Raw genomic sequence first — 18,157 nt, forward strand, 5'->3', positions numbered from 1 at the left:
GAACCGGCTCTCTGGTCGGGAACGATGAGTCGCGCCCACCCTAGTCGAGCCCCGGGGACCCCGGACGGCGTGACCGTTCTGGCACGATCACGACGTGCGACATCGCTACGAGTGCCCGGTGCGCTGGGCCGACCTCGACCTGCTGGGCCACGTCAACAACGTCGTGTACGTCGACTACCTGCAGGAGGCGCGCGTCGACATGATGCGCCACCACCGCGGCGGGGCCCCGGCCCAGCAGTCGGCGCAGGACCTGGTCGAGGGCCTGGTCGTGGTGCGCCACGAGGTCTCCTACCGCGCACCGCTCACCTTCCGCTTCGGGCCGGTGAGCATCGAGTGCTGGGTCGTGCGGGTGCGTGCCGCGAGCTTCACGATGGCCTACGAGATCTTCGACGAGCACGACGACGGCAGCCGCACCGTCTACCTGCGGGCCACCACCGTGCTGACGCCCTTCGTCTTCAGCCACGAACGGCCCCGCCGCCTGAGCGCCGAGGAGCGCGAGGCGCTCGCGGCGTACCTCGAGGACGGGGACGGCGAGGAGGCCGCGGGGGAGAGGGGCACGGTCGGCCGGGCGCACCGCGAGGAGGCCGGGCACTACCCGGTGCAGGTCCGCTTCAGCGACGTCGACGTCTACGGCCACGTCAACAACGTGCGCTACTTCGAGTACCTGCAGGAGGCCCGGATCGCGCTGATGTCGCGGTTGTGGCCGAGCCCGGGCGACGCGAGCCGGGCCAGCATGGTCGTGGCCCGCGCCGAGGTCGACTACCGGGTGCCGATCCTGCACCGCGAGGCGGCGTACGACGCCTGGTCGTGGGTCAGCCACGTCGGCACGACGTCGATGGTGGTCGAGAGCGAGATCTGCGACGGCGACGCGGTGCTGGCCCGCGCGCGCGTGGTGCTCGTCTTCGTCGACCCCGAGTCGGGGCGCGCCCGCCCGCCGGCCCCGGAGCAGCGCGAGCCGCTCGAGGCCATGCTGGGCCGCGCCGCCGGGTAGCGGATCAGTCGAAGGTGTTGACCATGAACTGGGCCGCGTGGGTGACGTAGTCCCAGAACGTCTGGCGCTGCTCCTCGGTCAGGTCGGCCTCGTCGAGCGCGGCCCGGAAGTGCATCAGCCAGTGGTCTCGCGCCTCGGGGTTGACCGCGAACGGGGCGTGCCGCATCCGCAGGCGCGGGTGCCCGCGGGTGTCGGAGTACGTCGTGGGCCCGCCCCAGTACTGCACCAGGAACAGCGCGAAGCGGTCCTCGGCGGGGGCGAGGTCCTCCTCGGGGTACATCGGGCGCAGCACCTCGTCGTCGCGCACGCCCTGGTAGAAGCGGTGCACGATCGCGCGGATCGTGGCCTCGCCCCCGATCTCGTCGTAGAACGTCACCGCCCCATCATCCCGTTCGTGCCCGCGGCGTCCTCGGCCGCCCGGTCGCCGGCCTCGTCGCCGGAGCGCTCGTCGCGGTGCCAGACCACCCGCTGCGGGAAGGGGATCTCGATGCCCTCGATGTCGAAGCGGGCCTTGATGCGCTGGCGCATCTCGCGGGCCACGCCCCACTGCAGGCCGGGCGCCGTCTTGAGGGCCACCCGCACCGCGATGCCGTCGGCGCCGAGGTCCTGCACGCCCCAGACCGAGGGCTCCTCGAGCACCTTGCCCTTGAAGTCCTCGTCGTCCCACAGGTCGTGCGCGACGTCCTGCAGCACCCGGCTGACCTTGACCAGGTCGGAGTCGTAGGAGACCGAGACGTCGAGCACCGTGCGTGCCCAGTTCTGGCTCATGTTGCCCACGCGGGCGATCTCGCCGTTGCGGACGTACCAGACGGTGCCGTTGATGTCGCGCAGGCGGGTCACGCGCAGGCTCACCGCCTCGACGGTGCCGATGGCCTCGCCGAGGTCGATCTCGTCGCCCACGCCGTACTGGTCCTCGAAGATCATGAAGACGCCCGAGAGGAAGTCGGTGACCAGCGACTGGGCGCCGAAGCCGACGGCCAGGCCCACGATGCCGGCGCTGGCGATGATCGGGGCGATGTTGACGCCGATCTCGCTGAGCACCATCGTGCCGACGATCGCCAGCACCAGGCCGGTGATGATGCTCTTGAGCAGGCTGCCCATCGTCTTGGCGCGCTGGACCCGGCGGGTGGCGTTGCGCGCCTCGTGGGCGGCCTCCACCCTGGCCGCACGCCCGCGGCGGAAGCGGTTCATCTGGTCGGGCAGCACGCCGTCCTCGGCGCGGGAGACGATGCGGTCGACGACCCGGTGGAGGACCCAGCGCAGCACGAAGCCGAAGACGATCAGACCGAGCACGGCCATCGGCTTGCCGATCAGCAGGTCGGCGGTGTTGGCGAGCTTGTTGCTGCCGGTCTGCTCCTTGACCCAGTTGCAGACCTGCTCGGACTCGTCGCACCGGCCCTTGATCAGGGAGGACAGGGAAACCAGGGGGACCATGCCTGCCAGTCAAACAGGTGCCCACCCAGGACCCCCAACCCTGCGCGTGTCGACCGGGTCACGTCGCGCGGGCGCCGGGGCGGCCGCGGTGCGAGCCCCGGGCAGGGAGCGATATCCTCGGGGGGTGACCACGCTGATCACCGCCTCCACCGTCCTCGCCCGCCGTGCCCGCACGCTGCTGCTCGCGCTCGGCGCGGCCGGCGTCGCGGTCGTGCTGAGCGCCGCCCCGGCCGCCGCCGACGTCCCCGAGGGCTGGTCGGACCCGGCCGCCGTCGACCCGCTCGGCTGGCTGCTGGTCCTGGTCGGGCTGCCGGTGCTGGGCGTGCTCGTGCTGACCGCGCTGGTCTACGGGCCCCCGCTGGCCCGCGGCGAGCGGGTCGCCCCCGGCGCCCCGGCCGTCGAGAACCAGTGGATCGGCGGTCCGCGCCGCGCGACCGGCGAGCTCGCCGGCCCCGACGGCGACGACTCGCAGGCGGGTGGCTCCAGTGCCCGCTGGTGACCCGTTCAGCTCCGCCGAGCACGCCGCCCTCGACGCGACGATCCGTCGCGCCGAGCAGCTGTGCCGGATGGAGTTCTCGATCTTCGTCGGCAACGCCGAGGGCGAGCCCCGTGACTTCGCCACGAGCCTGCACAACACGCTGGTGGCGCCCTCGCGCAGCATCCTGGTGATGGTCGACCCGACCCGCCGGGTGCTCGAGATCGTCACCGGCGCCTACGTGCGCCGCACCCTCACCGACCGCGAGGTCGAGCTGGCCGCGCTGCACATGCAGCAGGACTTCGCCGCGGGCGACCTCGCCGGCGGCCTGCGCCGCGGCATCGAGATGCTCGCCGAGCACGCGCGGCCCCCGCGCACCCTGCACGCCAAGGCCTGAAGCACCACCGGTCACCTTCGCACCACCGACCGGTCACTTTTGCACCAGCGACCGGTCGTTCTCGCACCACCGAGAGGTGCAGAAGCGACCTCTCGGTGGTGCGAAAGTGACTGCTCGTGTGTCAGCGGCGGGCGTCGCGCTCCTGGGCGGCCAGGGCGCGCAGCACGTCGGCGCGGCCCTCGAGCACGTAGCGCTGGGCCGCGGCGGGCGCGGCGGTGCGCTCCAGCCAGGCGTCGACCTTCTCCACCAGCGCGGTGCTCGCCAGCGGGCTGGGGAAGATGTAGTTGAGCACGGTCGAGGCGCGGTGGGTGCCCAGGTGGTCCCACAGGGTCTCGGCCGCCTCGAGGTACTTGTCGACGTACGGCGCGAGCACCTCCTCCTGGCCCTGGCGCATGAACGAGAACACGATCGAGCGCGCGGTCTCGTTGGGCACGTCGGTGCGCTCGACCGCCAGCTCCCAGGCCTCGGCCTTCGCGGTCGCGTCGGGGCGCGCGGCGCGAGCCCCGGCCGCGTGCTCCTGGCCCGAGATGGTGGCGTCGCCGGCCAGCTCGTCCTCGATGCGCGAGCCCGCACGACCGGCGGCGGCCAGGGAGGTCACCAGCGACCAGCGCAGGTCCTGGTCGACGCTGAGGCCCTCGATCTCCCAGGTGCCGTCGAGCAGCCCGGCCACGTCGTCGAGCGCCCGGTCGCCGTGGGCGGCCGCGGCGTAGGACCGCACGAAGGTCAGCTGCTGGTCGCTGCCCGGTTCGGCGGCCAGCGCCAGCTCGCGCAGCCCGCCCTCCCAGCGCTCGAGGAGCGCGGCGCGCCCCTCGGGTGCGGAGTACGCCGACGCCGCGGTGGCGGCCGTGCTCGGGATCCGGCTGACGCCCCAGGGGTCGGTCTCGCTGCCGATGTTGGCCAGCACGAGCTCGACGTAGTCGGTGGCGGCCATCTCGGCATCGCGGGTCATGTCCCACGCCGCACCCCAGACCAGGGCCCGGGCCAGCGAGTCGTCAAGGCGCGAGAGGCCGCTGATCGCGGTGGCCAGCGAGCGCTCGTCGAGCCGGATCTTGGCGTAGGTCAGGTCGGCGTCGTTGAGAAGCAGCAGGTCGGGCTGGGTCTCTCCGGCGAGCTCGGCGATGTCGGTGAGCTCGCCCTCGACGTCGGTCTCGACGTAGCGGGCGCGCACCAGGCGGCCCTCGACCTCGTTGTAGAGGCCGATGCCGATGCGGTGCCGGCGCAGCTGGGGCCAGTCGGGGTGCGCGCCCTGGCGCACCGCGAGGCGGGTGTAGCGGCCCTCGGCGTCGAGGTCGAACTCGGCGCTGAGGGTGTTGACGCCCGCCGTCTGCAGCCACTCCTTGGCCCAGCCCGACAGCTCGCGGCCCGAGGACTTCTCCAGCGCGGCGAGCAGGTCGGCGAACTCGGAGTTGCCGTAGGCGAAGTCCTTGAAGTACTGCTGCAGGCCGCCGAGGAAGTCGTCGAGCCCGACCCAGGCCACCAGCTGCTTGAGCACCGAGGCGCCCTTGGCGTAGGTGATCATGTCGAAGTTGACCTCGACGGCCTGGAGGTCGTGGTTGTCGGCCGCGATCGGGTGCGTGCTGGGCAGCTGGTCGGCGCGGTAGCCGGTCTGCTTGCGCGCGTTGGCGAAGCCGGTCCAGGAGTCGGTGAACTCGGTGGCCTCGACCTCGGCGTGGTAGCAGGCCCACTCGGCGAACGACTCGTTGAGCCACAGGTCGTCCCACCACTTCATGGTGACCAGGTCGCCGAACCACATGTGCGCCATCTCGTGCAGGATCACCGAGCAGCGGAACTCGTAGAACGAGCGCGGCTGGCGCGAGCGCGGCAGGTACTCGTCGCGCAGCGTCACGGCGCCGGCGTTCTCCATCGCGCCCATGTTGTACTCCGGCACGTAGAGCTGGTCGTACTTGCCGAAGGGGTAGGGGAAGTCGAAGGCGTCCTCGAAGAAGGCGAAGCCCTGCTTGGTGATCGTCATGACGTCCTCGAGGTCGCGCTCGAGGTACTCCACCAGCGACTGGCGGCAGTAGTGGCCCAGCGGGATGGTGCCGTGCTTGCCCTCGTAGACGTCCTGGACCTCGTGGTACTCGCCGGCGATGAGCGCGGTGATGTAGGTCGACATCGGCTTGGTCGGCTCGAACTCCCACACGGCGCGGCCGTCGCCGAGACCCTGCGGCTCGGGGGTGGGGGAGTTGGAGACGACCTTCCAGTCCTGGGGCGCGGTGACCCGGAAGGTGAAGACCGACTTGAGGTCGGGCTGCTCGAAGGTGGTGTAGACCCGCCGGGCGTCGGGGACCTCGAACTGCGAGTAGAGGTAGACGCGATCGTCGGCCGGGTCGACGAAGCGGTGCAGGCCCTCGCCGGTGTGGGAGTAGGTGCAGTCGGCACGCACGACCAGCTCGTTGTCGGCGGCCAGGTCGTCGAGGGCGATGCGGCTGTCGGCGTACGCCGTGGCGGGGTCGAGGCTGCGCCCGTTGAGGGTGATCTCGTGCACGGTCGCGTCGACGAGATCGGCGAAGCTCGCCGCCCCCGGCTCGCTGCACGTGAAGGAGATCGTGGTCGTGGAGGCGAAGGTCTTCTCGCCCGTCGTGAGGTCCAGGTCGATGGAGTACGACGTGACGTCCAGGAGGGCGGCGCGGGTGGCGGCCTCGTCCCGGGTGAGGTTGGTTCCAGGCATGGCGCGATCATCGCACCGCGCGGGCCGAGGGCGACAACCAGATACCTGGAGGGGTCTGCGGCGTGACTGCTGGGGTGCCTGAGGCCGTGTGCGACCGGTGTGACCAATGTGAAAAAAATCGAGAGAACCGGCGTGTCGGTGCTTGACGTGGGGTTTAATCCCCTCTCGTGATGATGACTCGGGATGCCGTGCGTGCTGGGGCGAGGCGCCCGGCCGGGCGGCTGGTGGGACTGCTCGTGAGCCTGGCCGTGGGCCTGGTCGTGCTGCCGGCGGTGCCCGCGCAGGGCTACTCCACCTACCTGTGCACCGGCTACGTGTCGTGCCAGGAGAAGGGCTACTCCCACGCCGGCTACCGCACGGCGGGCCAGCAGATGTGGTGGCGGATGTACGCCGGGCACAACTGCACCAACTACGTGGCCTACCGCCTCGTGCAGAACGGGATGTCGCCCGAGCGGCCCTGGTCGGGCAGCGGCAACGCCACCAACTGGGGCTACGCCATGTCCCACCTGGTCGACGACGTCCCCGTCGTGGGGTCGGTGGCCTGGTGGAAGGCCAACGTGCCCGGCGCCGGCTCCGCCGGCCACCTCGCCTACGTCGAGCAGGTGATCTCGCCGACGGAGATCATCGTCTCGGAGGACGTGTGGGGCGGCGACTTCCACTGGCGCCGCATCACGACCTCGGGCACGGGCTGGCCCAGCGGCTTCATCCACTTCCGCGACCAGCAGGTCGAGGCCGAGGAGGCGCCCGTGATCACCGGCGACGTCGCCGTCGGCGAGACCCTGCAGGCCACCACCGGCAGCTGGCGGCCCGCGGGCACCACGCGCCTGCAGTGGTACGCCGGCAACACCCCGGTGCCCGGGGCCGACCAGCCCACCTTCACGCCGACCGCGGCGCAGCGGCGTACGCGGCTCTCGGTGTCGGTCGTGGCGACCAAGAAGGGCTACGCCGACGGCACCGCCACGTCCTCGCGCACCCGCAAGGTCAAGCCCGGCACCCTGACCACCCTCAGCGCGCCCGCCGTCGCGGGCACCGCGCAGGTCGACCAGGTCCTCACCGCCACCCGCGGCAGCTACGAGCCGAGGCCCGAGCAGACCTCGCTGCAGTGGTACGCCGACGGGACACCCGTGCCGGGTGCCACGACGGCCAGGCTGCGACTTACGCCCGAGCTGGTCGGCGCCGACGTCGAGGTGCGCGAGGCCGCGGTCCTCGACGGCTACCGCACGAGCACCGCCGCCGTCACGGGCGGCCGGGTCGCGCCCGGTGTCCTGAGCGTCACCGAGCCGTTCACGCTGGCGGGCAAGGCCAGGCTGGGCAAGACGCTCGAGGTCGGCCGAGGCACCTTCACGCCCGCGGACGCCGAGGTCACCTACACGTGGCGACGCGACGGCGAGGCCGTCTCCGGCCCGGCGGTCGGTGCCGGCGGTCGGCGCTACTCGCTCGGCGAGGGCGACGTGGGCAGCACCCTCGAGTTGCTCGTCGAGGTCGAGCGGCCCGGCTACGAGACCCACACCGCGCTGCTGGGGACCGGTGGGCCGGTCACCACGCGCTCGACCATGCTGGTCGAGGCCACAGGGGCCACCCGCAAGGTGGTCGCCGACGTCTCCGTCTCCGCGCCCGGCGTGGCGGAGCCCGGGCCCGGTGGCACGGTGCGCCTGCTGGTCGGGCAGCGGGAGAAGGTGGCCGAGCTGGTCGACGGCACGGCACAGCTGCGCCTGGGCCGCCTCGACCCCGGCACGCACCGCGTCCGCGTGCTCTACGACGGCACCGACGTGGTCCGGCGCTCGCGCCAGGTCCTGCGGGTCACGGTGCCGGGGAAGTAGCGCCGGGGGAGCAGGCCGGGGAAGCAGGCCGGGGGAATAGTGCGCCGGCGGAGGTGATTGAAAGGTCCATGACCTCCGAGACCGCACCCGCGTCCACCGCCGACTTCTGGTTCGACCCCCTGTGCCCCTTCGCCTGGGTCACCTCGCGATGGATCCTCGAGGTCGAGAAGGTGCGCGACATCGAGGTCTCCTGGCAGGTGATGAGCCTGTCCTACCTCAACGAGGGCAAGGACGTGCCCGAGGAGTACCGCGAGGCGCTCGAGAAGGGCTGGGGCCCGGTGCGGGTCGCGATGGCGACCTGGCAGCGCCACGGCCAGGACCAGCTGCTGCCGCTCTACTCCGCCATGGGCACCCGCATCCACGACCAGGGGCGGGGGGCCGAGCGCGACGTGGTCGTCGAGGCGCTCGCCGAGGTCGGGCTCCCGGACACGCTGATCGAGGCGTGGGACGACGCGTCGTACGACGACGCCGTCCGCGCCTCGCACCACGAGGGGATGGACCAGGTCGGCGACGAGGTCGGCACGCCGACGATCGCCATCGACGGCACCGCCTTCTTCGGGCCGGTCATGACGTCGATCCCGCGCGGCGAGGAGGCCGGGAAGGTCTGGGACGGCGCGGTGCTGCTGGCCGGCTACCCCCACTTCTTCGAGCTCAAGCGCTCGCGCACCGCAGAGCTCGACTTCAGCTAGACCCTCAGCCCGCCGTGTCGAGCGCGGCGAGCTGGGACTGCTTGGCCTGCAGGGCCGTGCGGTGCTCGGGCGTCGCGTCGACCAGGAGGTCGTCGAGCATGGCGCGCAGCCGCCGGGGGACCTGCAGGCTGTCGTGGCCCCAGTGTGCGATCTCGTCGACGGCCAGGTCGAGCAGCTGCTCGAACGTGGTCTCGCGGGTCACCAGGCGCGGCGTGCCCTCGCCGTCGACGTGCACCGGCCACGGGTCGGGCTCGACGGCCAGACGGTGCAGCAGGTCGTGCAGCTGGTCGACGACCTGCACGGCGGTGGTCGGGTCGTTGATGCCGGGCGACAGCGCACGCTCGGCGATGTCGACCAGGCGCCGCAGGCCGAAGGCGATGTCCTGCTGCAGGGAGCGCTCGCTGGCGAGGTCGACGTGACGGCGCAGCACCCGGTCCCAGTCGACCTCGCCCGGTCGGGCGCCGTGCACCACCGCGAGGGGGCGCGACTCCACCAGGAACGTGCCCAACGGGTGCAGCATCTCGAGGCGCACCCCGTGCTGCTCGGCGCGAGCGCACAGCTGGTCGACGTCGAGCGCGTCGAGGTAGCCGCTGACCCGGGCCAGCACCACGTGCTGGTGCCCCAGGTCGGGCATCTCGGGTCGGCTCTCGGGCATCTCGCGGCGCGCGCCCCGGCCGCGCTGCAGCAGGTCGCGGGTCTCGCGCGCGCTGCGGTGCAAGATGTTGGAGATGCCCACCGAGGCGGTGATGTGGTTGATGAAGAGCAGGAACATGGCCACCGCGGCGACCACCAGCGCGAAGGCGAGGGTCACGGCCAGCTGGGGCACGGGGTCGTCACCGGCGTCGGCCAGCGAGCGCAGCACCGTCAGGGCGTAGACGAAGGTCGCGGTGAAGACGCCGAGCGTGTGCTGGGTGACCCGGTCCTGCAGGAAGGTCTGCAGCACCCGCGGAGAGAACTGGCTGCTGGCCAGCTGCAGCACCACCATCGTGTTGGAGAAGACCAGGCCGGTCACCGTGATCATCGCGCCCGCGATGCTCGACAGCACGCTGCGCGCCCCCTCGACGTCGCCGGGGAAGAGGAACGGCAGCAGGTCGGCCAACCCGGTGGCGTCGAGCCGCGGGACGAGCAGGCCCAGCCCGATGGCACCGACCGACCACAGCGCCGGCACGACCCAGAACGGGCGCACGGCGCGGCGGGCCTGCCGGCTCACCCAGCTGCGCCCGGCCTGGTCGCCGTCGGGGGCTGCGGGGACGGGGGTGGGCCGGCTCTGTGGGGTGCTCACCGCCCCTTCCTATCGTGTACGCCGCCCCCCGCTGGGGTGACACGGTCATCGACCGGGGGCGGGCTCGGGGATCGACACTGTGACTGCAGTGACGCATGATGTTGGTGATGTCCAGCCCCCCACTGCCGCGCCGCGCCCTGGTCACCCGGGCCGCGGCCCTGTCGACCGTGCCGGTCGTCGGCGCCCTGACCGGGTGGCCCGCGCCCGGCGCGGTGGCCGCCGAGACCACCCGTTCCGGCGGCGTCACCAGCCACGAGATCGCCCTCGGCGACCAGCGGCTGCAACGCAGCGGCGCGGGTCGGTGGGCCACCGGCCGCCTCGACACGGCGTCGTACCGGATGCTCGCGCTGACCTGGACCGGCCGGGCGCCCGGCCTGCGGGTGCGCACCCGCAGCAGTGGTCGCTGGTCGTCGTGGCGGGCCCTGCGGGTCCTGCACGACGGGCCCGACACCGGGGGCCGCGAGGACTCCGGACGCCGTGGCACCGAGCCGCTGTGGCTGCCCGAGGCCGACGGCGTCGAGGTGCTCGTGGTCGGGCAGCGGCCCCGCGACCTGCGCCTGGTGCTGATCGACCCCGGCAGTCGCGCCGGCGACTCCCGCACCCGGGCCTCGATCCCCGCGGGACGCAGCGGGGCACAGGAGCGCGACGAGACCGATGGAGCCGACGAGACCGACGAGGCCGCCCGCAAGAAGCCTCGGCGCTCGCCGCGACCGCCGCTGCGCAGCCGCAAGGACTGGGGCGCCGACGGCTCGTGGCGCGACGGCAAGCCGGTGATGTGCCGCACGATCCAGCAGGTGCACGTGCACCACACCGCGAGCGGCAACGACTACAGCCGCACCGACGTGCCCGCCATGATCCGTTCGATGTACCGCTACCACACGCAGTCCCTGGGCTGGTCCGACATCGGCTACAACTTCCTCGTCGACAAGTTCGGGCGCACCTGGGTTGGCCGCGCCGGCGGCCCGGGCCGGCCGGTGCGCGGCGCGCACACGCTCGGCTTCAACAACACCTCGGTGGGTGTCGCGGTGATCGGCAACTTCGAGACCAGCGGTGTGACCAGCAAGACCGTCACGGCCGTGGTCAAGCTGGCCGCCTGGAAGCTCGACAAGTACGGCCGCCGCCCCTCGGGCAAGGTCCGCGTCTACTCCACCGGCAGCGACAAGTACCCGAAGGGCTGGGTGCGGCTGCGCGTCATCGATGGGCACCGCGACACCAACGACACCGCCTGCCCGGGGCAGTCGCTGTACAAGAAGCTGCCGGCGATCCGGAAGCGCACCCGCAAGCGGGTCAAGAAGCACGGCGGGATCGGCTGATCAGCCGCCGAACGACCCCGACCCCGCGGCGGCGATCGCGTCCTTGACGCCCTGCGTGGCCCACTCGCACTCGGTGGCCCGGGCCACCGACCGGGCGCGAGCACGCACCCTCGACGCGCGCAGGCCTTCGTGGTCCACCACCTTGTGGGCGCGCCCGACGGCGAGCAGCAGCGCCACCAGGGCCGCCGTACGCCGGTCGGGCTCTGCTCCCTCGACGAGCACGGAGGCCAGGTCTCGGCGCACCGCGGCCTCGCGGGACCCGTCGCGAGCGGGCCAGCGGGTGCGGTGGAAGAGGCCCAGCACGGTGTCGTCGTGGCGCTCGAGGACGCCCTGGTCGACCAGGCGCTGGGCCAGCGGCTCCTCGAGTCCTCGCCCGAGGCGGCCGACGAGGCGCTGGGGGCTGCGTTCCTTGCGGGACACCTCGGACCAGGCCCCGGCCAGCAGGTCGTCGTCGGGGACGGCGCCGAGCGCCCGCACACCCTGGCGCCGCAGCAGGCCGCCGTGCTCGACGACCTCGACCCGGCCCTCGAGGGCCAGCTCGACCAGCAGCGCCCCGCCGAGGCCCGGCGCCACGTAGGTCGATCCGTGGGTGGCCCCGGAGGCGTCGTCGAGCAGCAGGAGCAGCAGGTCCTCCGCGACCGAGGTGGTCATGGGAGCGACGGTAGCCGCACCGCCGCAGGCCGGCCGCGACGCCATCCCTAGGATTCGGTGCATGAGCAGAGTCCTGTCGGCAGTCGCCTGGCCCTACGCCAACGGTCCGCGCCACATCGGCCACGTCGCCGGTTTCGGTGTGCCCTCCGACGTCTTCAGCCGCTACATGCGCATGGCGGGCCACGACGTGCTGATGGTCTCGGGCTCCGACGAGCACGGCACGCCCATCCTGATCGCCGCCGACGAGGCCGGGGTCACCCCCCAGGAGCTCGCCGACAAGAACCACCGGGTCATCGCCGAGGACCTCGCCGCGCTGGGCTGCACCTACGACCTCTACACGCGCACCACCACGCCCAACCACCACGCGGTGGTCCAGGAGCTGTTCCTGGGCGTGCACGCCAACGGCTACTTCGTCGAGCAGACCACCCACGGGGCGATCTCGCCGTCGACCGGGCGCACCCTGCCCGACCGCTACATCGAGGGCACCTGCCCGATCTGCGGCGCCGGGGGCGCCCGCGGCGACCAGTGCGACACCTGCGGCAACCAGCTCGACCCCGCCGACCTCGTCGACCCGGTCTCGAAGATCAACGGCGAGACGCCCGAGTTCATCGAGACCCAGCACTTCTTCCTCGACCTGCCCGCGCTGGCCGAGGCGCTGGGGGAGTGGCTCGACGAGCGCGAGGCGACCGGTCTGTGGCGGCCCAACGTCATCCGGTTCAGCCAGAACATCCTCAAGGAGATCCGGCCGCGCGCGATGACCCGTGACATCGACTGGGGCATCGCGGTCCCGCTCGACGGGTGGCGCGAGCAGCCCACCAAGAAGCTCTACGTCTGGTTCGACGCGGTCATCGGCTACCTCTCGGCCTCCATCGAGTGGGCCCGCCGCAGTGGCGACCCCGAGGCCTGGCGCCAGTGGTGGAACGACCCCGAGGCCCTGTCGTACTACTTCATGGGCAAGGACAACATCACGTTCCACTCCCAGATCTGGCCGGCCGAGCTGCTGGCCTACTCGGGCAAGGGCGAGCGCGGCGGCAGCACCCATGCCTACGGCGAGCTCAACCTGCCGACCGAGGTGGTCAGCTCGGAGTTCCTGACGATGGAGGGGCGCAAGTTCTCCTCCTCCAAGAAGGTCGTCATCTACGTGCGCGACCTGCTCAGCCGCTACCAGCCCGACGCGTTCCGCTTCTTCGTGGCCTCGGCCGGCCCCGAGAACCAGGACTCCGACTTCACCTGGGCCGAGTTCGTGCGCCGCACCAACGACGAGCTGGTCGCCGGTTGGGGCAACCTGGTCAACCGCACCGCCACCCTGATCGCCAAGAACTTCGGCGAGATCCCGGCCGCGGGGCCGCTGGAGCCCCAGGACCAGGAGGTGCTGGACGTCGCGGAGGCGGCGTTCGGCGTCGTGGGCGAGCTGCTCGAGCGGCACCGCCTCAAGGCCGCCATCGGAGAGGCCATGCGCGCGGTCGGCGTGGTCAACAAGTACGTCTCCGACTCCGAGCCCTGGAAGCTCAAGGGCGACGACCAGCGCGAGCGGCTGGCCACGATCCTGCACGTGGTCGCCCAGTGCGTCGCCGACCTCAACCTGGTGCTGGCCCCGTTCCTGCCGTTCTCGGCCAACGCCGTCGACCGGGCCCTCGGCGGCACCGGCGAGGTCGCCCCGATGCCGCGCATCGAGGAGGTCGAGGACCTCGACGGGGGCCCCGGCTACCCGGTCATCACCGGCGACTACACCACCGCACCGTCCTGGCAGCGCCACCCGATCGTGGTCGGCACCCCCGTCGACAAGCCCACCCCGGTCTTCACCAAGCTCGACCCCGCCGTGGCCGAGGAGGAGGTCGCCCGCCTCGCCGAGGCCTGAGCGGGACGAGCAGTCACTTCTGCACCACCGAGCGGTCAGTCCCGCACTCCATCCGGGGTGCTGACCTGCTCCAGCCGAGCCCGTACGTCGGGTCGGCGCGCAGCCAGGTGCACGGCGGTCGCGAGGACACCGAGCACGCCACCGGCCACCGGGTGCCTGGTGGCGACCAGGGCGAGCACGGCACCGGAGAAGACGAGCAGCTTGACGACCGGGGTCAGCACGGCGCCGCGCCACCGAGCCCTCGGCGAGGCGGTCGCCGTCCACAGGGAGACCACGAGCAGCGGCAGCAGCCACACCCACAGCCACCCGGGCGACAACGCCCACCCGAGCACGCCGTACGCCGCCCAGGCGAGCAGCTCGACCAGGAGCAGCAGCGTCAGCACGGACCAGACCACGGGACCAGTCTGCGGCGCCCGGACCCGTCGGTGCGGAAGTGACTGGTCGGTGGTTAGAAAGTGACTGCTCGGCAGTAGGTTCGGGGCCATGACCGCGGAGATGTACCTCCCCAGCTTCTACGTCAAGCAGAAGCTGGCGATGACCACCAACCGCTACGAGCTCGTCGCCGCGGAGCCGGGCGGGGGAGAGGGTCGGCTGATGGGCCTGGCCCAGCAGAAGCGGCTGGCGTTCAAGGAGGAGGTCACCTTCTACGCCGACGAGTCCAAGGCGCGTCCGGTCTTCAGCTTCAAGGCCCGCAAGCGTGTCGACCTCAACGCCGGCTACGACGTGCTCGACGAGGCACAGCGCCAGATCGGCTTCTTCCGCAAGGACTTCGGGGCCAGCCTGCTGCGCTCGACCTTCCACGTCGAGGGCCCCGGCTACACCGGCACCGGGCAGGAGCGCAGCCAGCTCACCGCGCTGCTGCGCCGCGTCGCCGACATCCCGTTCCTGTCGATCCACTTCGACTTCACCACCCCCGACGGAGCGCCGCTGATGAGCGTGGAGCGGCAGTTCAAGCTGCGCGACCGCTACACCGTCACCGTGCCCGACGAGCGCGTCGACTTCCGGGTCGCCGCCGCCATCGCCGTCGGGCTCGACGCGCTGATGCAGCGCTGAGGAGACCCCGTGCTCTACCCCCAGTCCCGACGCTCGGTCGAGGCGGCCGCGCTGACGCCCAAGGTCTTCGACCCCGACTTCGACATCGAGGAGTCGCGGCGCCAGGCGCGTGAGCTGGCCGCCGGCCAGCCGCGCGAGGACGTCGAGCAGGTCCTCGACGTCGACGCCGACGGGGTCCGCTGCCGGCTCTACCGGCCCCGCGACGCGCGCGAGGGCACCCTGGTGCACCTGCACGGCGGCGGCTTCGTCTTCCACGACATCGACGTGCACGACGCCGCGGCGCGCCGCCTGGCCAACCGCAGCGAGGTGACGGTGCTCAGCGTCGACTACCGCCGCCCGCCCGAGCACCGGTTCCCCGCGGCCCCCGACGACGTCGACACCGTGCTGGGCTGGATGGCGCGCGAGGGAGCGGCGTACGAGCTCGAGGCGCCGCTCTACGTGCACGGCGACAGCGCCGGGGCCAACCTGGCCCTGGTCGCGGCGCTGCGCCACCCCGGGCGCTTCCGGGCGCTGGCGCTCATCTACCCCTTCCTCGACCCCGAGGGCGCGTTCGAGAGCTACCGCACCGCCGCCGACGGCTTCGATCCTCGCGAGGCGCAGTGGTACTGGCAGCAGTACGCCGCCACCCCGGCCGACCTGCAGCACCCCGACCTGGCCCCGCTGCGCTCCGACCGCCTCTGGACGCTGCCGCCGACCCTGGTGACCACCGCCGAGCACGACCCGCTGCGCGACGAGGGCGAGCACCTCGCCGCCCTGCTCGCCGACGCCGGCGTCGCCGTGGTCGCGACCCGCTACCTGGGCCAGGTGCACGGCTTCTGGCGCCATCCCGAGGTCTTCGACGCGGCCGAGCCGATGACCCGCCAGGTCGCGGCCTTCCTGGGCATGTACCCCTGAGCCGACCTGCCTGCCCGGCTCTGGGATGATCCCGCCATGCGCGTGCACCTGGGCTCCGACCATGCCGGACTCGACCTCAAGGCCCACCTCGTCGCCTGGCTCTCCGAGCACGGCTACGAGCCTGTCGACCACGGCCCCTTCGTCTACGACGCCCTCGACGACTACCCCGTCTTCTGCCTGCGCGCCGCCGAGGCCGTGGCCCGCGAGCGCGCCGCCGGCCAGGACTCGATGGGCGTGGTCATCGGCGGCTCCGGCAACGGCGAGCAGATGGCCGCCAACAAGGTCGAGGGCATCCGCTGCGCCCTGGCCTGGTCGGAGGAGACCGCCAAGCTCGCCCGCGACCACAACGACGCCCAGATGGTCTCGGTCGGCGGCCGGATGCACAGCCTGGCCGACATGACCCGCTTCGTGGAGGTCTTCCTGGCCGAGCCGTTCAGCGGCGACGAGCGGCACGTGCGGCGCATCGGCCAGCTCTCGTCGTACGACGAGACGTCGGTGCTGCCGCCGCTGCCGGAGTCGGCACGGGGCCTGGGCCCCGACGAGGGGACCGATGCCTGAGGGGCACACCCTCCACCGGCTCGCCGGGCACCTGGGCGCAGCGTTCGCCGGGCGCCGGGTCGCCGTCTCCAGCCCCCAGGGCCGCTTCGCCGAGGCGGCCGCCCAGCTCGACGGGAGCGTGCTCGAGCACGCCGAGGCGTGGGGCAAGCACCTCTTCCTGGCCTTCCCCGGCGAGCGCTGGGTGCACGTGCACCTGGGTCTCTACGGCAAGCTCGACGTGCACCCCGACGTCGACGAGGTGCCCGAGCCGGTCGGGCAGGTGCGGCTGCGCCTGGTCGCCGCCGACGCCCGTGGCCGGGCGTACGCCGACCTGCGCGGGGCCACCGCCTGCGAGCTGCTGACCGGGCCCCAGCGCGACGCGGTGCTCGAGCGGCAGGGGCCCGACCCGCTGCGCGCCGACGCCGACCCCGACCGGGCGTGGGAGCGGATCCGCCGCAGCCGCACCCCGATCGGGGCGCTGCTGATGGACCAGTCGGTGCTGGCCGGCGTGGGCAACGTCTACCGCGCCGAGGTGCTCTTCCGGCACCGCCTCGACCCCCAGCGCCCGGGCCGCACGCTGCGGGTGGGCCAGTGGCGGGCGATGTGGGACGACCTGGTGGTGCTGATGAACGAGGGCGTGCGCACCGGACGCATCGACACCGTGCGCCCCCAGCACGAGCCCGAGGCGATGAGTCGCCCGCCGCGCCGCGACGACCACGGCGGGGAGGTCTACGTCTACCGGCGCCACGGCCAGCCCTGCCTGGTGTGCGGCCGGGCGGTGCGCACCACCGAGATGGCCGGGCGCAACCTCTTCTGGTGCAGCCGATGCCAGCCCACGTTCCGCTCCCGGGCCCTACGATGAGCCGGACCCTCGGCGAAGGACGGACCATGGACGCGGTGTTCGACCACTCCGGCCCGGGCGTCGTGGCGAGCGGCCTCGACCGGGCGCGTCTGGCGTGGAGCCGGGGCAGGGTGCGCCAGTTCCGCACCGCCGTGCTGCTGTGCCTGCTGGCCGCCAGCGTCGTGATGGGGGTGGCGATCGACCCGTCGGTCTTCCCGGTCACCGCGCTGATGGTCCCGCTGCTGCTGGGCAGCCTGGTGCTCAACCCGCGCCAGCTGCCGTGGTTCGTGGGCTGGATCGTCGTGATGGTCGGGGTCGCGCTGTGGCTGCAGGACGAGCGCACCGGCCGGATCATGGCCGTGGCGGTGATCGAGGTGCTGATGGCCGCGATCGTGCTGGTCACCGCACGGCGCCGCTCGAGCCTGGGCGTGGCCGGCAACACCGGCGAGTCGATGTTCGTCGACCTGCGCGACCGCCTGCTCAACCAGGGCGGCATCCCGGCGCTGCCCGGCGGCTGGCGCGTCGAGTCGGCGCTGCGCTCGGCCTCCGGCACGCCCTTCGCCGGCGACTTCCTGGTCGCCACCGTGCTCGACGACGACACCCGGCTCGAGGTGGTGGTCGTCGACGTCTCGGGCAAGGGCGACGCCGCCGGCACCCGCGCGCTGCTGCTCTCGGGCGCGTTCGGCGGCATGCTCGGCTCGCTGGCCCCGCAGGACTTCCTCGGCGCCGCCAACGACTACCTGCTGCGCCAGGGCTGGGAGGAGGGGTTCGCCACCGCCGTGCACCTCTCCCTCGACCTCCGCAGCGGCAGGTTCTCGGTGCGCAGCGCCGGCCACCCGCCCGCCGTGCAGCGCCACTCGGGATCGGGTCGCTGGGGCGTGCTGCCCAGCGCTGGCCCGGTCCTGGGCCTGATCGACGACGCCCACTTCGAGGTCGCCCACGGCGTGCTGGGCCACGGCGACGCCGTGCTGCTCTACACCGACGGCATGGTCGAGCGCCCGCGACGCGACATCGAGATGGGGCTGGACCGGATGCTGGGGCAGGCCGAGACCCTGCTGCACGGCAGCTTCGTGGGCTCGGCCGAGCGCCTGGTCACCTCGCTCGGCTCGCCCGACGACGACCGGGCCATGGTCGTCGTGCACCGGCGCTGACGGCGCTTGCACCGGCGTGGGGGTCCGGCGCCGGTTGTGGCCGTGGCCGCGGCGTGTGGCACGATGACGGAGCAGATCGCAGGCTGGCGCGCGCCCTGAT

18 protein-coding genes are annotated in these 18,157 nt (G+C 72.6%); 12 read left to right on the forward strand and 6 right to left on the reverse strand.

Annotated elements, in window-relative coordinates:
* Window positions 1–94 precede the first annotated feature (94 nt).
* Window positions 95–991: an acyl-CoA thioesterase gene (locus QWJ41_RS03570; protein ID WP_302705794.1), complete on the forward strand. Its 897-nt coding sequence runs from the start codon at window positions 95–97 to the stop codon at window positions 989–991.
* Window positions 992–995: 4 nt separating this feature from the next.
* On the opposite strand, the gene QWJ41_RS03575 is transcribed toward QWJ41_RS03570, so the two are convergent.
* Complete coding sequence (locus QWJ41_RS03575; protein WP_302705795.1) at window positions 996–1,367, reverse strand: globin; 372 nt, start codon at window positions 1,365–1,367, stop codon at window positions 996–998.
* Complete coding sequence (locus tag QWJ41_RS03580) at window positions 1,364–2,425, reverse strand: mechanosensitive ion channel family protein (RefSeq protein WP_302705796.1); 1,062 nt, start codon at window positions 2,423–2,425, stop codon at window positions 1,364–1,366. The genes QWJ41_RS03575 and QWJ41_RS03580 overlap by 4 nt, the downstream gene beginning before the upstream one ends.
* 124 nt (window positions 2,426–2,549) lie before the next feature.
* On the opposite strand from QWJ41_RS03580, the gene QWJ41_RS03585 reads away from it, so the two are divergent.
* Window positions 2,550–2,924, forward strand: coding sequence for a hypothetical protein (locus QWJ41_RS03585; protein WP_302705797.1), 375 nt, complete (start codon window positions 2,550–2,552; stop codon window positions 2,922–2,924).
* Complete coding sequence (locus tag QWJ41_RS03590; RefSeq protein ID WP_302705798.1) at window positions 2,911–3,297, forward strand: DUF5130 family protein; 387 nt, start codon at window positions 2,911–2,913, stop codon at window positions 3,295–3,297. Before QWJ41_RS03585 ends, QWJ41_RS03590 begins: the two co-directional genes overlap by 14 nt.
* 121 nt (window positions 3,298–3,418) lie before the next feature.
* On the opposite strand, the gene pepN is transcribed toward QWJ41_RS03590, so the two are convergent.
* On the reverse strand, window positions 3,419–5,968 hold the full coding sequence (gene pepN / locus QWJ41_RS03595; RefSeq protein WP_302705799.1) for an aminopeptidase N: 2,550 nt from the start codon (window positions 5,966–5,968) through the stop codon (window positions 3,419–3,421).
* Window positions 5,969–6,138: 170 nt separating this feature from the next.
* Between pepN and QWJ41_RS03600 the strand changes: the two genes are divergently transcribed.
* Together QWJ41_RS03600 and QWJ41_RS03605 are read left to right on the forward strand one after the other, a co-directional pair.
* On the forward strand, window positions 6,139–7,788 hold the full coding sequence (locus QWJ41_RS03600; protein ID WP_302705800.1) for a CHAP domain-containing protein: 1,650 nt from the start codon (window positions 6,139–6,141) through the stop codon (window positions 7,786–7,788).
* Window positions 7,789–7,856: 68 nt separating this feature from the next.
* Window positions 7,857–8,477 (forward strand): mycothiol-dependent nitroreductase Rv2466c family protein, encoded by a 621-nt coding sequence (locus QWJ41_RS03605; protein WP_302705801.1) that lies wholly within the window; start codon window positions 7,857–7,859, stop codon window positions 8,475–8,477.
* A gap of 4 nt (window positions 8,478–8,481) precedes the next feature.
* Here QWJ41_RS03605 and QWJ41_RS03610 read toward each other — a convergent pair whose 3' ends face one another.
* The gene (locus QWJ41_RS03610) at window positions 8,482–9,759 is read right to left on the reverse strand and encodes a DUF2254 domain-containing protein (protein ID WP_302705802.1); all 1,278 of its coding nucleotides are present in this window, start codon (window positions 9,757–9,759) and stop codon (window positions 8,482–8,484) included.
* Window positions 9,760–9,866: 107 nt separating this feature from the next.
* On the opposite strand from QWJ41_RS03610, the gene QWJ41_RS03615 reads away from it, so the two are divergent.
* The gene (locus QWJ41_RS03615; protein ID WP_302705803.1) at window positions 9,867–11,072 is read left to right on the forward strand and encodes an N-acetylmuramoyl-L-alanine amidase; all 1,206 of its coding nucleotides are present in this window, start codon (window positions 9,867–9,869) and stop codon (window positions 11,070–11,072) included.
* Here the strand turns inward: QWJ41_RS03615 and QWJ41_RS03620 are convergent, their stop codons facing one another.
* Window positions 11,073–11,723 (reverse strand): GOLPH3/VPS74 family protein, encoded by a 651-nt coding sequence (locus QWJ41_RS03620; protein WP_302705804.1) that lies wholly within the window; start codon window positions 11,721–11,723, stop codon window positions 11,073–11,075.
* 61 nt (window positions 11,724–11,784) lie between these two features.
* Here QWJ41_RS03620 and metG point away from each other — a divergent pair, with 61 nt between their 5' ends.
* Window positions 11,785–13,581 carry a methionine--tRNA ligase gene (gene metG / locus QWJ41_RS03625; RefSeq protein ID WP_302705805.1) on the forward strand — a complete coding sequence of 599 codons (1,797 nt, stop codon included), beginning with the start codon at window positions 11,785–11,787 and terminating at the stop codon, window positions 13,579–13,581.
* 35 nt (window positions 13,582–13,616) lie between these two features.
* On the opposite strand, the gene QWJ41_RS03630 is transcribed toward metG, so the two are convergent.
* Complete coding sequence (locus tag QWJ41_RS03630) at window positions 13,617–13,976, reverse strand: DUF2568 domain-containing protein (RefSeq protein ID WP_302705806.1); 360 nt, start codon at window positions 13,974–13,976, stop codon at window positions 13,617–13,619.
* A gap of 88 nt (window positions 13,977–14,064) precedes the next feature.
* Between QWJ41_RS03630 and QWJ41_RS03635 the strand changes: the two genes are divergently transcribed.
* From QWJ41_RS03635 to QWJ41_RS03655, 5 genes are read left to right on the forward strand one after another with little or no spacing between them, the layout of a single operon-like run.
* On the forward strand, window positions 14,065–14,634 hold the full coding sequence (locus tag QWJ41_RS03635) for an LURP-one-related family protein (RefSeq protein WP_302705807.1): 570 nt from the start codon (window positions 14,065–14,067) through the stop codon (window positions 14,632–14,634).
* 9 nt (window positions 14,635–14,643) lie between these two features.
* Window positions 14,644–15,528: an alpha/beta hydrolase gene (locus QWJ41_RS03640; protein WP_302705808.1), complete on the forward strand. Its 885-nt coding sequence runs from the start codon at window positions 14,644–14,646 to the stop codon at window positions 15,526–15,528.
* A 36-nt stretch (window positions 15,529–15,564) separates the two neighbouring features.
* Window positions 15,565–16,086, forward strand: coding sequence for a ribose-5-phosphate isomerase (locus QWJ41_RS03645; protein ID WP_302705809.1), 522 nt, complete (start codon window positions 15,565–15,567; stop codon window positions 16,084–16,086).
* On the forward strand, window positions 16,079–16,927 hold the full coding sequence (locus QWJ41_RS03650) for an Fpg/Nei family DNA glycosylase (RefSeq protein WP_302705810.1): 849 nt from the start codon (window positions 16,079–16,081) through the stop codon (window positions 16,925–16,927). The genes QWJ41_RS03645 and QWJ41_RS03650 overlap by 8 nt, the downstream gene beginning before the upstream one ends.
* A 26-nt stretch (window positions 16,928–16,953) precedes the next feature.
* Entirely contained in the window at window positions 16,954–18,057 is a 1,104-nt protein-coding gene (locus QWJ41_RS03655; RefSeq protein WP_302705811.1) for a PP2C family protein-serine/threonine phosphatase, read from the forward strand.
* Window positions 18,058–18,157 lie beyond the last annotated feature (100 nt).

The sequence above is a fragment of the Nocardioides cremeus genome, assembly GCF_030518195.1.
GTDB lineage: Bacteria > Actinomycetota > Actinomycetes > Propionibacteriales > Nocardioidaceae > Nocardioides > Nocardioides cremeus.

Bases quoted from the DNA above. Each gene is read 5' to 3' on its own strand.
- QWJ41_RS03655 (WP_302705811.1), top strand. From the start codon at position 16,954: ATGGACGCGGTGTTCGACCACTCCGGCCCGGGCGTCGTGGCGAGCGGC.
- QWJ41_RS03600 (WP_302705800.1), top strand. From the start codon at position 6,139: ATGATGACTCGGGATGCCGTGCGTGCTGGGGCGAGGCGCCCGGCCGGG.
- QWJ41_RS03635 (WP_302705807.1), top strand. From the start codon at position 14,065: ATGACCGCGGAGATGTACCTCCCCAGCTTCTACGTCAAGCAGAAGCTG.
- QWJ41_RS03605 (WP_302705801.1), top strand. From the start codon at position 7,857: ATGACCTCCGAGACCGCACCCGCGTCCACCGCCGACTTCTGGTTCGAC.
- QWJ41_RS03615 (WP_302705803.1), top strand. From the start codon at position 9,867: ATGTCCAGCCCCCCACTGCCGCGCCGCGCCCTGGTCACCCGGGCCGCG.
- QWJ41_RS03645 (WP_302705809.1), top strand. From the start codon at position 15,565: ATGCGCGTGCACCTGGGCTCCGACCATGCCGGACTCGACCTCAAGGCC.
- QWJ41_RS03580 (WP_302705796.1), bottom strand. From the start codon at position 2,425: ATGGTCCCCCTGGTTTCCCTGTCCTCCCTGATCAAGGGCCGGTGCGAC.
- QWJ41_RS03620 (WP_302705804.1), bottom strand. From the start codon at position 11,723: ATGACCACCTCGGTCGCGGAGGACCTGCTGCTCCTGCTGCTCGACGAC.
- QWJ41_RS03650 (WP_302705810.1), top strand. From the start codon at position 16,079: ATGCCTGAGGGGCACACCCTCCACCGGCTCGCCGGGCACCTGGGCGCA.
- metG (WP_302705805.1), top strand. From the start codon at position 11,785: ATGAGCAGAGTCCTGTCGGCAGTCGCCTGGCCCTACGCCAACGGTCCG.
- pepN (WP_302705799.1), bottom strand. From the start codon at position 5,968: ATGCCTGGAACCAACCTCACCCGGGACGAGGCCGCCACCCGCGCCGCC.